Below are 13,856 nucleotides of genomic sequence, written 5' to 3'. Positions count from 1 at the left end.
GTCGGGACCGCGCCGTCAAAACGGCAGCTGCACAGCCGGATCAATCGCCAGCATCTGTCCGCGGAACAACTCCTGAATGCGGATCAGCGCCGCGTCGGTATCGGCTTCAAAGCGGATCACCAGACTCGGTGTGGTATTCGATGCCCGGACCAGACCCCAGCCATCGGAAAAGTCGACCCGGATGCCGTCGGTCGTGTTGATCTGACCACCGGCAAACTGGCCCTGCTTGGCCAAGCGATCAACAAAAGCGAATTTGCGCTGTTCGCTGATCGTCATGTTCAATTCTGGCGTTGACACGCCTTCCGGCAAGCTCTTGAAAATATCGGCCGACTTGCGGAAATCCGCGGCCAGAATTTCCAGCAGGCGGGCGCCGGTGTAAATGGCGTCATCAAAACCGAACCAGCGTTCCTTGAAGAAAATGTGGCCGCTTTGTTCACCGGCGAGCAACGCCCCCGTTTCCCGCATTTTGGCTTTGATGAACGAGTGCCCGGTGCGCCACATCAGCGGCCGGCCGCCGTGGCCGGTGATCACGCGCGCCAGATGGCGTGAGCATTTGACGTCGTAAATGATGTCGGTGCCGGGGTGACGTGACAGCACATCCATCGAGTACAGCATCAGCTGACGATCGGCCCAGATGATCTTGCCGGTCGAATCGATCACACCGAGGCGATCACCATCGCCATCGAATGCCAGGCCGATGTCGGCGCCAGTTTCCAGCACGGTGGCAATTAGCTTCTTCAGGTTTTCCGGCTTGGACGGATCCGGATGGTGATTCGGGAAGCGGCCATCGACATCACAGAACAATTCGACAACTTCACAGCCGAGCGCTTTGTATAGCGTCGGTGCCACCGCGCCGGCAATGCCGTTGCCGCAATCGATCACGACTTTCAGCGGCTGGGCGAGCGCAATGTCGCCGGTGATTTGCGCGATGTAATCTTCGTTGATCGACAGGCTTTCGCTGCTGCCGCGACCGGACAGCAGGTTGCCGTTTTCGATGCGCTCACGCAGCCGCTGGATATCGTCACCGGCCAGCGTTTCGCCCGCGATGACAATTTTCAGACCGTTGTATTCGGACGGATTGTGGCTGCCGGTCAGCATCACGCCAGAACGGGTCGACAGGTAATGGGTGGCGAAATACAGCAGCGGGGTCGGTACGGCACCGAGATCGACCACATCGCGGCCGCTTTCCAGCAGGCCTTGCTTCAACGCGGTCAGCAATTCCGGCCCGGACAGGCGACCATCGCGGGCGATGACAATTTTCTGCTCGCCGCGATCAAATGCTTCCGAACCAATGGCGCGACCGATTTGCTTGACCACTTCGGCGGTCAGCGAGTCGCCGACCACGCCGCGAATATCGTAAGCGCGGAAAATTTCCGCATTGAGCCGGATGCGGCCCGCTTCCGGCGCGGCCAGCACCGGCTGGCTGCCGGTTGCTGGCAAGGCGTTGACCGGTGCGGCAGCCGCTGCTGCCGCGTTCGCCGCCGCCTGGGCTTTGCCCGCCCATTCGTGCCGGGCCAGCGTCACCGCCATGTCCTTGAACACGGCCAGATCGTAACGCTCCGGCGCCAGCTTGCCGTCGCTGCTGCGGGCATCGAGCAGGGCTTTCAGCAAACGCGCGGCATCCTGATGCTGAGCCTGATCAAGCGTCCGGATCAGCATGACGCCGGCACCGCCGACGGCAAGCAGCAGCAGCGCCAATGATCCCCAATAGGTGATTTCCAGCGTGCTGTTGGTCGCGCCTTCTTCGGCTGTCGGCCAGTACGCCAGTTTCCACGGCGCACCGGCCAAATCGCGGCTGTACGGCGCCGCGACACCGCTCTTCAAACTGTTGTCACCACGGCTGGCAACGGTTTGGGCGGCATCGGAGAAATCTTGCGACAGTTCAAGGTAACCCGGCGAGCCTTGGGTACCGGCCAGCGCTTGCTGCAGCACTTCCAGCTTCATGCCGGCCAGGACAAAACCGACGATCTCGTTGTTGACCTTGACCGGTTCAATCAGCGCGATGTGCTGGCGCGGCTTGCCCGGCAGCACCAACTCAACCTGCACCGGCTTTTTCTGCCGGGCCTGGCGCAGCAGATCCAGGGTGACGTTGCTGATGGGCAGCGAGCTATTCATATCCAGCTCATGCCAGTCGGCCGCCAGCAAGCGGATGCCGAGCACTTCCGGGAATTGCCGGGCCAGGGTTTGCTCGGTCGCCATCAGGGTCGCCGGATCGGCAGCAGTAAAGGCGGCGGCGATGGTGCTGTCGCCAGCGGCAACCGTTAGTCGCGAACGGATAAAGGTCAGCTGCTGCTCGATGCGGTCGGCAGCATTGCCCAGCAGGGTTTCGGTGTATTGGCCGGCGCGCAGGGTGGCCGGTCCGGACACGGTCAGGAAATACAGCGCCGCCCCGACCGCCATCACGGCCAGCAGCGACAAGCCCAGCCATTTGCCACCGAGTGCCAGCGCACTTTTGGCCACACCGCTGGCCGGGCTGGCGGCAGCGCCTTCTTTCTTGTTCTCGGGACGGGCCTTGACGGCAACGGGTTTCTCGCGTTTTTTCACGCTCAGCGCTTCCTTTTCTCTTTCTAAGTTGTTCCTGGTTCCAGCGAATCTGGCAGACGGCGTCAGTGCTGACCGGAATGGCCGAAGCCACCGCTTCCACGCGCGGTGGCGGTGAAGGTCTCAACCACCCGCAAGCGGGGCTGGACCACCGGCACAATCACCAGCTGGGCAATGCGCTCGCCCGGCTGGACAGTATAGGCATGCTGGCTGCGGTTCCAACAGGAGATGAGCAGCTCGCCCTGGTAGTCGGAATCGATGAGGCCAACCAGATTGCCGAGCACGATGCCATGTTTATGGCCCAGCCCCGAACGCGGCAGGATGGTCGCGGCCAGACCGGGGTCACCAATATAAAGGGCGAGGCCGGTCGGGATCAGCACGCTCTGGCCCGGCTCGACCACAAGCGGCGCGTCGAGGCAGGCGCGCAGATCCATGCCGGCCGAGCCGTCGGTGGCATAGGCCGGCAGCGGAAACTCGCTGCCGACTTTCGGGTTCAGGATTTTCAGTTGGACTTCTTTAACAGACACGTCAGCCATGGCGGCTCAGGTACTCCGAAGCAATCAGCGAAATCAGCGCCCGCGCCAGCAGGCGTTTGTTCTGCGCCGGCAACGCCTGCTGGCGCACACCGGCACCGGCGTCGGTCCGCATCAGGACCGTGACGGCATTGTCGTCGCAGCCAAAGCCCAGCCCGCTCTGCGACACATCATTGGCGCAAATCATATCCAGTTTTTTGCGCTGTAGCTTGCTTTCAGCGTGAGTAAGCACCTGCTCCGTTTCAGCCGCGAAGCCGACGCAGAAAGGCCGGTCCGGGCGTGCCGAGACGTCGGCCAGAATGTCCGGATTCTTGATGAGCTTGAGCTCCAGCTCATCGCTGGTTTTCTTGATTTTCTGCGCGGCCACGCTGGCCAACCGGTAATCGGCCACGGCGGCACAGCCGATAAAAATGGCGCTGTTGCCGATTTCAGCCAGCACCGCGGCATGCATCTCGGCGGCGCTTTCGACGCTGAGACGGCGCACGCCGGGCGGCACCGGCAAACTGACCTGGCCGGACACCAGCACCGTTTCGGCGCCGGCGGCAACGGCCGCTTCGGCCAGGGCATAGCCCATCTTGCCGGAGCTGTGATTGGACAGGTAACGGACCGGGTCGATCGGCTCCCGGGTTGGCCCGGCCGTGATGACTATTTTCTTGCCCAGCAGTGACTTCGGCACGAAGTAAGCGCTGACCATGGCAACCAGTTCCAGCGGTTCGAGCAAGCGGCCGGGGCCGACTTCGCCACAGGCCTGATTGCCGGACGCCGGGCCGAGCAGCAGCACGCCGCGCGTTTTCAGGGTCGCCAGATTGGCCTGGGTCGCCGGGTGCGCGTACATCTGCTGGTTCATGGCTGGCGCCACCAGCATCGGCGCGGCGGTCGCCAGCACCAGCGTGGTCAGCAGATCATCGGCAAGGCCGGCCGCCATCTTGGCAATGACATCGGCACTGGCCGGCGCGATCAGCACCAGATCCGCCCATCGCGCCAGCTCGATATGACCCATCGCGGCTTCAGCTGCCGGATCCAGCAGATCGGTACCAACCGGATTGCCGGACACCGCCTGAAACGTCAGTGGGGTGACGAATTCGCGGGCGCCCTTGGTCATCACGACCCGGACCTCGGCGCCTTCATCTTTCAGCCGGCGAGTCAGCTCGGCCGATTTATAGGCAGCGATGCCGCCGGTGACGCCAAGCAGAATCCGTTTGCCCTGCAGGGACGCCGGCGACACTGTTGTACAAAGCTCGGCCACGCTAAACTCCCGTCCGGTTTCGGTGCCGAAAGTGGGCATCATAGCCGAAACCCGGTCCCAGGAAAGGTGACCGCTCACTGACGTTTAGTCGAATGGGTTCTGCTGGAATGCCGGCTTGGCAAAAGCGCGCAAACCGGCACTGGACAAAGGATTGTCATGGCCATTACCGATCTGCCTCTGGATGCCCGCCCGCGCGAAAAACTGCTCGCCCGCGGCCCCGATGCCCTGACCGATGCCGAATTGCTGGCGGTGCTGCTGCGTGTGGGTGTGCGCGGCAAAAGCGCCATCGAACTCGGCCAGCAATTGCTCGAGCAATGCGGCGGCCTGCCCGGGCTGCTGCAAGCGGACAGCGCGGCCCGGCTGAAGCTGCCGGGACTCGGTCCGGCCAAATCGGCCGGCCTGCTGGCGGCACTAGAGCTGTCCCGGCGCGGCTTGGCGGCCGAACTGCAACGCGGCCCGGCCTTCAGCCAGCCGGCGCAGGTCCGGCGCTATCTGCAGGCCGAGCTTGCCGGCGAGCGCAATGAAGTCTTTCTGGCGTTGTTTCTCGATACCCGGCACCGGCTGATCGCCAGCGAACGGCTGTTTCAGGGCAGCATCGACGGTGCCAGCGTCTACCCTCGGGTGCTGGTGCAAAAGGCCATGCTGCACAACGCCGCCGCCCTGATCGTGGCCCACAACCACCCGTCCGGAGTGGCCGAGCCGTCAGCCGCCGACGAGGCGCTGACCCGAACCCTGAAAGAGGCGCTGGCACTGGTTGATGTCCGGCTGCTCGACCATATCGTGGTCAGCCAAGGCAGCACGGTCAGTCTGGCCGAACGGGGCCTGATGTAGGACGGGTCATGCTGTACAGGCATGGAGTCATGTTGCGGACGCAGGAAGCGCCGGGACGGCGGACCCGCTACGCCGGCCCACCAACCCGCGTAGGGCGGTTCAAGCGCGGCGGAACCGCCATCAGCCCAGCGCTGGCTGATCAGCAAATGATCAATTTCGTGCGGGTGATCAGCTTGCAGGGCCGGGACTGGTCAAGTAAGATCCCGCGCCCTTGTGTCGGCGCCGCATCCGGTTTGACCTGACCCTGGACCGATTTTTGAAGTTTTGGAGGCTTTGCAATGTCCCGCGTTTGCATGGTTACCGGTAAGGCAACAATCACCGGCAACAACATTTCTCACTCGAATCGGCACACCCGTCGCCGTTTCCTGCCCAATCTGCACTGGCACCGTTTCTGGGTCGAGAGCGAAAAGCGCTTCGTGCGCCTGCGCGTCTCGTCCAAGGGCATGCGTATCATCGACAAGAACGGCATCGACGCCGTGCTGGTTGATGTCCGTGCCCAAGGCATCAAGGTTTAAGGAGCCCTGACCATGCGTGACAAGATCAAACTGGTATCGACCGCTGGCACCGGCTATTACTACACGACCGACAAAAACAAGCGCACCACCCCGGAAAAGCTCGCACTGAAAAAGTACGATCCGGTTGTGCGCAAGCATGTCGAGTTCAAGGAAGCCAAGATCAAGTAAGCCGTGGCTGCTTCGGCAGCCAGACTTGCAGCGCCTCCCGCAGAAAAGCCCGCTTTGGCGGGCTTTTTGTTTTGCTTTTGATTTTCCCGCGATCTCGCTTTGTTGCCGGTTAGAGTTCGTTGCGCAGGGTGTTCGCTCAGCGGCCAGAGTAATGGCTGGGTGGCTTTTGCCGCTCCGTGGCTTTCGCCTATTCCCGCAATCACCTCAACGCGGGGATTGCCGGGTTTCGCCCCGGCGGGCGAGGTACTTTCTTGGCGCAAGAAAGTACCCAAAGAACATGTCCCGGCTCCTCGCCGCTAAAACGATAAAGACGTTTTAGCGGTTCTCTGTGCTGCTCGCTCCACCCGGGGCTTTTCCGACAGTACCTCCCTGTACAGTCGGAAAAGGCTTCGGCATCCATGCCTCGCCCCTGCGGGCTGTTAACCCGGTCTCCGCTGCGCTGCTCGACTCGTCGAACGGACCACAGAGTCAAAGGCACGCTACGCGCAACGGCAAAAACCAAGACACATCTTGAAGCCACCATGGGGACGCTGGCACAAAAGCCGGTGGTAGAACTATGCGGTAGCAAATACCGAAACCCGGCAATGCTCGCAGCCGAGACCACTCCGTTCGACTCACCACACTGGCAAAGAAAAACCCTAGCTAGCACCAAACCCGCCAGCGTTCGCTGGCTATACTCGCCCTATCCGGGTGAGATACCCAGAACACCGGGTCCATCTGCCGTCCCCGCTTCGCATTGCCGAAGGAGGACCCTGCCATGCCCGGCAAAAGCATTCACCAGATCCGCAATCTCGCCCTGGTTGGCGCCGCCGGCGCCGGCAAAACCACTCTCGCCGAACAACTGCTGGTGCAAATGAGCGCGGTCGCCAGCGCCGGCAGCATCGAACGCGGCAGCACCGTCTGCGATTTTGAACCGCTCGAAAAAGAGCTCGGCCATTCGCTGGAAGTCGCGCTCTGTCACGGCGAACTGGCCGGGCATGACATCAATATTCTCGATACCCCCGGTTATCCCGATTTTCTCGGCCGCACGCTGTCGGTACTGCCGGCAGTGGAGACTGCCGTGCTGGTCATCAACGCCAGCAACGGCATCGAGCGGCTCAGCGAACGCTTGTTCACGGCCGTGCGCGAACGCGGTCTGGATTGCTTTATCGTGGTCAACAAAATCGACGCCGCCGGCGTCGATTGCGCGTATGTGCTCAGCCAGATTCAGCAGCGACTGGGCAAGGAATGCCTGCCGATCAATCTGCCAGCGGCGCATGCCACGGCGGTGCGCGATTGCTATTTCGAACCGGTGCGCGGCAGCTGCGATTTTGGCGATGTCAGCAGTGCTCATGATGCCATCGTCGATCAAATCGTCGAGCTCGATGAAGCGCTGATGGCGCGCTATCTCGAACAAGGTGAAAGCCTGAACCCCGAGCAATTGCACGGGCCGTTCGAACAGGCATTGCGTGAAGGCCATGTCGTGCCGGTCTGCTTTGTTTCCAGTCGCACCGGTGTCGGTATCAAGGAGCTGTTGCGCGTACTGGTTGAGCTCGCGCCCAACCCGACCGAAGGCAATCCGCCACCGTTCCTGAAAGGCGAGGGCAGTCAGGCCAAACCGATTGCGGTCAGTCACGATGCCGACAAGCATGTGCTGGCGCACGTATTCAAAGTGGCGATAGATCCGTATGTTGGCCGTATCGCTTATGCCCGCGTGCATCAGGGCAGCTTGCAGGTCGGTCAGCAATTATTTGCCGGCGATGCTCGCAAGGCGTTCAAGCTCGGCCATTTGCTGTCGGTACAGGGAAAGCAGCAAAAAGAAATCAACAAGGCCGGCCCCGGCGACATTGTCGCGATCAGCAAGATCGATGAACTGCATTACGGTGCTGTCATTCACGATTCACATGATGAAGATCACCACCACCTGAAAGCCATCGCCTTGCCCACGCCGCTGCACGGTCTGGCGCTGAAGCCGGTCAAACACGGCGATGAACCGAAGCTGTCCGATGCCTTGCACAAACTTGCCGCCGAAGATCCCAGCCTGCACATCGAACATCGCGCCAGCCTCAATGAAACGGTGCTGATGGGCCTCGGTGAACTGCATCTGAAAATCGCGCTGCGGAAAATGAAAGAGCGCTCGAACATCGAGGTGGAAACCCATATTCCGTCGGTCGCCTACCGCGAAACCATTACGCTGGCCGCTGAAGGTCATGCCCGACACAAAAAGCAAACCGGTGGCGCCGGCCAGTTTGGCGAAGTGCATCTGCGCGTCAAACCACTGGAGCGCGGTGCCGGTTTTGAATTTGTTGACGATGTCGTTGGCGGCGCCATTCCCGGCCAGTTCATTCCTGCGGTGGAGAAGGGCGTGCGTGAGGTGTTGCAATCCGGCGCCATCGCCGGCCATCCGCTGCAGGACATTCAGGTCAGCGTGTACGACGGCAAATACCACACGGTGGATTCGAAAGAAGTGGCGTTCATCACCGCCGGCAAGAAAGCCATGCTCGACGCCATCGACAAAGCCAAGCCCGTGGTATTGGAACCCATCGTCCGGCTGACCATCGATGTCAGCGGCCCCTGTGTCGGCGATATCACCGGTGAATTGACCGGCCGGCGCGGCCTGATCACCGGCACCGACAGCGGCCACGGCGGCCGTGCCCTGATCAGCTCGCTGCTACCGATTGCCGAACTGCCGGCGTTTCAATTGCGACTGAAATCGATCAGTGGCGGTGATGGCACGTTCAGCATGGAACTGAGCCACTACGAAACGGTGCCGCCGGCGATACAGAAAGAGTTGGCCGGTAAATACCAGCGTAAGGAGGATGAGGACTGATTAATCCAATGCATTGACCGGAATGCATTAGCAACGGTCAATGCCATTATCACTTCAACGCAACGCGTTATGGCATTCCGATACACGCATCGCTCACAATCCAACGGTCGGTAACCCACTCCAGCTCGGCGCTGAAAAAAACTTCGCTGTCTCCGACGAAGGTTAGCCTTAAGCGCCCAGTTGGATCCAAATTGGCAGAAATGAGCTTCGGGACTAGTGTTGGCAGACCGAAATCAGCACCATAACTGCGAGTCGCAATTACCAAATAATCGTTCCAAATCCTGCTTTCGTTATCCAAGACCCAAGCAACTGTTTCAGTTTTGACATTTTCATCGACTGAAACGCTTCGGCTAGATGCGGGTGAGTAACAGGTTTTATCGTTTCTCTGTTCGAATAACTCGTTTGGCGTCTGAATCACCTTAATAGCCTCCCACGAAATATCCTGATTTTCTGAAATTTCGCCGAATAACGCTTCAGATATGGCGCCACAGAACCGATCATTTATTCTTAACCGAATCGATTCGTAATCCACCGACACCCATTTTCTCCCCCTATCGTTCCTAACTATGACCATGGATTCGGCCTTGATATTGGCCTTCGGATATGCATGCCATATCATTTTTTCTGCAGCATGAACCTCTGTCTCAGTCAACGCGCGAACTGCTGTCACCCGGATCATGGCCTCGACACGACTGCCAAAGAATGGTGCCAGGAACATCACTATTGTTATTCGCCAGAGCATTAACAACCTCCCACCTTATGATGCGTACCATCGCAGATCGGCTGGTCAGCGCTGTGTTTGCAGCCACAGAAATGCACCACTTCGTTTTCTTCCGCGACAAACTCGACCGGGTTAAAACCGGTACCTTTGTGCGAGCCATCGCAGAACGGTTGATTGCCGCTTCTGCCACAAGCGCACCAGAAGTAGCGTTTGCCGGTTTGTACGGTAATCGGATACGGCCCGCGCTTGGCAATGCGGGGACGGTCGGTGGGCTCAGTCATGTTGGTAGTGCCTTTCATATCCATTTGATCTAGCGGTATCGGCGCTCGCCAGCGCTGACTGGCCTACCATCAACACTGGGGGCCAGATACGGAGGACGCCGCCATGCCGCAGATCGTTGACGATCACAATTTGTTTCGCGAATTTCCGGAGTTTAGCGACCGGATCGAGTTTCTCTGGCAGGAGGACAATGAGTTCGCGTCAGCAGCCGAAGAATATCACGCCCTCGACAAGCAGATTCGTGGTCTGCAGATGAACAGCATTCCCACCTCGGATTTCCATTTCGAAGAACTCAAGAAACGCCGCTGCATGTTGAAGGACAAGCTCTACAACATGATTGCGCTACCTTACAGCAGCCCGTCTTCGTATTACAAATATCGCTAACGTTTCCCGTTTTCAACCGCTTTTCCCGAGCGCTATCGACCCGCCAACTGGCGGGTCGATTCTTTTCAACACCGGTATATCGGCTAGCTCGAGCGCGCTCTGACAGTAGGTCGCAACGCGTCAATAGCTGCCATCAAGTTCGACATGTCGACTTTATTCGGCGATTGCAACCGCGCTATTTCCAGCCAAGCAGACTCCTCAGCACGGCAATGCCTCGCTTCAGTTCGTGGCTATCAGCGGCTGCGTATCCGAGCATGAAGCCGTACTGTTTGTCGGCGCCGACATAATACGGCGACAGCGGCCGCATCATGATGCCGCGGGCATCGGCGGCATTGGCCAGCGCGACATCATCGAATGCGCAGCGCGCCTGTAGCACAAAATGCAAGCCGGCATCGCCGCCCAGCAGTTGCCAGTCGGCACCGAGATACGGCGCCAGCAACTGTTGCAGCAACGCGTTTCGCTCAGCGTATTGCACCCGCATCTTGCGAATGTGCGACGCCAATTTGCCGGTGCTGATGAATTCAGCCAGCGCCGCCTGAGTCGGATAATTGCCGACTCCCTGCAGACGTTCCTGACTGCGCCGGAATGCCGGCACCAGCGCCGTCGGCACCACGATGTAAGCAATACGTAGCGCCGGATACAGTACCTTGCTGAACGTACCGAGATAGAGCACGCGCTCGTGTTCATCGAGCCCTTGCAACGATGCTAGCGGCCGGCCGTTGAACCGGATTTCCGAATCGTAATCGTCTTCCAGAATGTAACTGCCGTGGCGTGCCGCGTAGGCCAGCAGCGCCTGTCGACGTGGCAAACTCATGACCGAGCCCAGCGGATACTGATGCGACGGCGTGATGTAAATCAGTTTCGGCGCTGCCGTTTGCGCCGACACCGCGGGCAGATCATCGGTGCGCAAACCATCCTCATCGACCGCGACCGGCACCATCTGCAAACCGGCGGCGATGGCACTGGCACGGGCTCCGTGATAACCGGGCTCTTCCTGCACCAGCGCGTCGCCAACGTCGGCCAGAATGCGCAGACACAGATCGAGTGAGTTCTGGGTGCTGCTGGTGACGATCACTTGTTCGGCAGTGCAACGCACGGCGCGCGCCACTTGCAAATGATTGGCAATGGCCTCGCGCAATGCCGGCAAGCCGCCACCGGCGCCGTAATCAAACCAATGCCATGGCGCCGCGCGTTGATGCTTGTGCAGCAGCCGCCAAAAATCATCGAAAGGGAAGCCACGCAAATCCGGCATCGCCGGCACAAACGCACCGGCATTGCGCCGTGGTGGCAACTCGCAGGCCTGCAACCAGTCGACGCAGCGACGCGACAACTCGATGTCCGCCGTCGCCGCTTTTTTGTCGGCACTCGGCGCAGCGGTTTCGATAAACCGTTCCGGCAAATGCGCCGCGACAAAACTGCCGGCACCGTGCCGGCTCTCGACATAGCCTTCGGCCTGCAACTGCTCATAGGCCGCCAGCACGGTGTTGCGGGCGACCGCCAGCAGCGGCGCGAGTGCGCGCGTCGAGGGCAGTTGATCGCCGGCTTTCAGCTGGCCGGCCAGAATCGCCTCGCGCAGACCGCGATACAGCTGGCCCTGCAGCGGCAGTTCGTTGGTCCGGTCCAGACGTGCTGCCAGCCATTCTTCCAGTAGCGGCGCCCGCATCAGGCTCTCCTTTGCCCTGCCTCGATCGCGGGCGGGGTGGCTCTATTCATATTCGGCCAGTGGCTCTTTCGATAGAACCACTGGCTGACTATCGTAGGCCGGTCGCCGGTATTCGACAACGGCAGTTTTGCCGACCGTACAGACGCAAGCACTCGCTCATTGGCCTTGTTCCCCAGCGTGGCAGACCGCAACCCATGGAAACCGATCCCCAGATGTACTGGCTCAGCCACGCCATCCGCACCCGCCCGGCCACAGCTGAGGTAAGCGCTGTCCGGTCCGATTCAGTCCATTCCGGCCTCGCCCGGTCCGAACCCGGTACGGAACCGGACCGGGTCCTTACCGTCCTGACCCGCGACCCTCGCCGCATACCGGCCGACCAGCTGCACGCCTTGCTGCAGGGCAGCTATTGGGCGCGCGGCATTCCGTTGCCGACGGTCGAGCGGGCGCTGCAAGGCTCGCAGTGCATGGCGGTGCTGGCTGGCGATCAACTGCTGGCATTCGCCCGCGCCGTCACCGATGGCGCGACCTTCGCCTGGATCTGCGACGTGATTGTCCATCCGGCCTGGCGCGGTCGTGGTTTTGGCAAACAGGTGGTCAGCGCGCTACTGGCCCAACCCGAATTGCAGGGGCTGCGTCGACTGCTTCTGGCTACCGCCGACGCCCACACGCTCTACCAGCAATACGGATTCAGCGCGCTGAAAGCGCCTGAGCGTTGGCTGGAATTGCACAACCCGATGGTCTATCAGCCGGTGGCTACCACATCGACAGCCACTACAGCGCAAAGCGACGCGCCGCTGACCAGCGGCGCTCATTGACACTCTGCACGATGGAAATCTGCGCATGACCACCACACTCGCCCCGCATCCCGCCACCCGCGTTCGCCGCCACCCCGAACGCGCAAGCTACGATCGCGCCGCCATCGACGCCTTGCTTGATGCTCACTGGGTCTGCCAGATCGCATTTGTGCACGACCAGTTGCCGCATGTGATCCCGACCGCGTACTGGCGCGACGGCGATTACGTTTACATTCACGGCAGCAACGGCAGCCGCATGTTGAACATGCTGCAGGACGGTGACAGTTGCACCAACATCACGCTGATCGATGGCATGGTGCTGGCGCGCTCCGCGTTCTCGCACTCGGTCAATTACCGCTCGGTCAATCTGTATGGCCGCTACCAGGCCGTCACCGATGCAGTCCACAAAGCCGAAGCGTTTCAGAAATTTTTCGACGTCATCCTGCCCGGCCGCTGGCCCGAAGTGCGACCACCCAATCACAAAGAAACCGCCGCCACTACCGTGTTGCGCCTGCCGATCGAACAGGCCGTGCTGAAAGCTCGCAGCGGCGGCCCGAAAGATGACCAAGAAGATTTGACCCGGCCCTGCTGGGCCGGTGTGCTGCCGTTTTCTTTTCACAGTGGCGCAGCAATTGCGGAACCGGACGCAGTGGGTGATTTGAATCTGCAGGCGGATCTGCGCTGGCGACAGCGTTGGTGACAGGGTTGCGGTTGCGGTTGCGGTTGCGGTTGCGGTTGCGGTGAAAATGATGGTGGCGTTTGCGAAACTACAGGACTGAAACCGACTTTTTTGATCATCGAAACTAGAGTCCGACAACCATCCTATGGCTGAAAAATCTGCACAAGGTCGTATTAACTTCCCTCTCCCACCGGGAGAGGGGTAGGGGTGAGGGAACTCTCCGCACGCACAGGATCCTCAACGGCCAACCGAATCGCCTCCAACACCGCATCGATATCGCGCAGAACCTTGTTATCCCAGAACCGCAACACCCGAATACCATGCCCAGCCAGAAAGGCCGCGCGTCGGCTGGAGCTATCGTTGACAGTCGCATGTTGGCTGCCATCCAGTTCAATCGCGAGCTTGTGCTGCTCGCAATAGAAATCGAGCACATAAGGTGGCAGGGGATGCTGACGGCGGAATTTGCAATGTGCTACCCGTCTGGCGCGTAGCCGGAACCACAATTGCCGCTCGGCATCCGTGGCCCGCGCACGCAGCGTGCGAGTAAACGCCAGCATTTCCGGATCGAGTTTGGCTTTGCGGTCCATGCAACCAGCTCTCTCAATAGTTTGGCGCGGCGGCGGGAGCCCCTCATCCCAACCCTTCTCCCGGCGGGAGAAGGGCTAGAAACACGCACTGCAGCTCGGGGTCGGA

14 protein-coding genes are annotated in these 13,856 nt (G+C 60.4%); 7 read left to right on the top strand and 7 right to left on the bottom strand.

Features of this window, described 5'->3' with window-relative positions; translation table 11 throughout:
• Positions 1 to 15: 15 nt before the first annotated feature.
• From HPT27_RS19580 to coaBC, 3 genes are all read right to left on the bottom strand, one after another.
• Complete coding sequence (locus HPT27_RS19580; protein WP_328820183.1) at positions 16 to 2,544, bottom strand: phosphomannomutase/phosphoglucomutase; 2,529 nt, start codon at positions 2,542 to 2,544, stop codon at positions 16 to 18.
• Positions 2,545 to 2,606: 62 nt separating this feature from the next.
• The gene (dut, locus tag HPT27_RS04455; protein WP_172239510.1) at positions 2,607 to 3,077 is read right to left on the bottom strand and encodes a dUTP diphosphatase; all 471 of its coding nucleotides are present in this window, start codon (positions 3,075 to 3,077) and stop codon (positions 2,607 to 2,609) included.
• Positions 3,070 to 4,320, bottom strand: coding sequence for a bifunctional phosphopantothenoylcysteine decarboxylase/phosphopantothenate--cysteine ligase CoaBC (gene coaBC, locus HPT27_RS04450; protein ID WP_328820181.1), 1,251 nt, complete (start codon positions 4,318 to 4,320; stop codon positions 3,070 to 3,072). Before coaBC ends, dut begins: the two co-directional genes overlap by 8 nt.
• A gap of 156 nt (positions 4,321 to 4,476) precedes the next feature.
• Between coaBC and radC the strand changes: the two genes are divergently transcribed.
• The 4 genes from radC (at position 4,477) to fusA (ending at position 8,643) form a co-directional block, all read left to right on the top strand.
• The gene (radC, locus tag HPT27_RS04445; protein WP_172239507.1) at positions 4,477 to 5,151 is read left to right on the top strand and encodes a RadC family protein; all 675 of its coding nucleotides are present in this window, start codon (positions 4,477 to 4,479) and stop codon (positions 5,149 to 5,151) included.
• 278 nt (positions 5,152 to 5,429) lie between these two features.
• Complete coding sequence (gene rpmB / locus HPT27_RS04440) at positions 5,430 to 5,666, top strand: 50S ribosomal protein L28 (protein WP_172239504.1); 237 nt, start codon at positions 5,430 to 5,432, stop codon at positions 5,664 to 5,666.
• 12 nt (positions 5,667 to 5,678) lie between these two features.
• On the top strand, positions 5,679 to 5,834 hold the full coding sequence (gene rpmG / locus HPT27_RS04435) for a 50S ribosomal protein L33 (RefSeq protein WP_172239501.1): 156 nt from the start codon (positions 5,679 to 5,681) through the stop codon (positions 5,832 to 5,834).
• Between the two features lie 757 nt (positions 5,835 to 6,591).
• Positions 6,592 to 8,643, top strand: a complete 2,052-nt coding sequence (fusA, locus tag HPT27_RS04430) for an elongation factor G (RefSeq protein WP_172239498.1) — start codon at positions 6,592 to 6,594, stop codon at positions 8,641 to 8,643.
• Between the two features lie 67 nt (positions 8,644 to 8,710).
• On the opposite strand, the gene HPT27_RS04425 is transcribed toward fusA, so the two are convergent.
• Positions 8,711 to 9,385 (bottom strand): hypothetical protein, encoded by a 675-nt coding sequence (locus tag HPT27_RS04425; RefSeq protein ID WP_172239495.1) that lies wholly within the window; start codon positions 9,383 to 9,385, stop codon positions 8,711 to 8,713.
• Positions 9,385 to 9,645, bottom strand: coding sequence for a CDGSH iron-sulfur domain-containing protein (locus HPT27_RS04420; protein WP_172239492.1), 261 nt, complete (start codon positions 9,643 to 9,645; stop codon positions 9,385 to 9,387). The genes HPT27_RS04425 and HPT27_RS04420 overlap by 1 nt, the downstream gene beginning before the upstream one ends.
• 103 nt (positions 9,646 to 9,748) lie before the next feature.
• Between HPT27_RS04420 and HPT27_RS04415 the strand changes: the two genes are divergently transcribed.
• Positions 9,749 to 10,027: a YdcH family protein gene (locus HPT27_RS04415; protein WP_172239489.1), complete on the top strand. Its 279-nt coding sequence runs from the start codon at positions 9,749 to 9,751 to the stop codon at positions 10,025 to 10,027.
• Between the two features lie 175 nt (positions 10,028 to 10,202).
• Here HPT27_RS04415 and pdxR read toward each other — a convergent pair whose 3' ends face one another.
• Positions 10,203 to 11,690, bottom strand: a complete 1,488-nt coding sequence (pdxR, locus tag HPT27_RS04410) for a MocR-like pyridoxine biosynthesis transcription factor PdxR (protein ID WP_172239486.1) — start codon at positions 11,688 to 11,690, stop codon at positions 10,203 to 10,205.
• 194 nt (positions 11,691 to 11,884) lie between these two features.
• On the opposite strand from pdxR, the gene HPT27_RS04405 reads away from it, so the two are divergent.
• Complete coding sequence (locus HPT27_RS04405; RefSeq protein ID WP_211197849.1) at positions 11,885 to 12,505, top strand: GNAT family N-acetyltransferase; 621 nt, start codon at positions 11,885 to 11,887, stop codon at positions 12,503 to 12,505.
• A 25-nt stretch (positions 12,506 to 12,530) separates the two neighbouring features.
• Positions 12,531 to 13,184 carry a pyridoxamine 5'-phosphate oxidase family protein gene (locus HPT27_RS04400; RefSeq protein WP_172239483.1) on the top strand — a complete coding sequence of 218 codons (654 nt, stop codon included), beginning with the start codon at positions 12,531 to 12,533 and terminating at the stop codon, positions 13,182 to 13,184.
• Between the two features lie 152 nt (positions 13,185 to 13,336).
• On the opposite strand, the gene HPT27_RS04395 is transcribed toward HPT27_RS04400, so the two are convergent.
• Entirely contained in the window at positions 13,337 to 13,750 is a 414-nt protein-coding gene (locus HPT27_RS04395; protein WP_172239480.1) for an endonuclease domain-containing protein, read from the bottom strand.
• Between the last annotated feature and the right edge of the window lie 106 nt (positions 13,751 to 13,856).

The sequence above is a fragment of the Permianibacter fluminis genome (genome assembly GCF_013179735.1).
GTDB classification, from domain to species: Bacteria; Pseudomonadota; Gammaproteobacteria; order Enterobacterales; family Permianibacteraceae; genus Permianibacter; species Permianibacter fluminis.
Note: the sequence above shows the minus strand (reverse complement) of the source record. Positions and strands in the feature narration are given on the sequence as shown.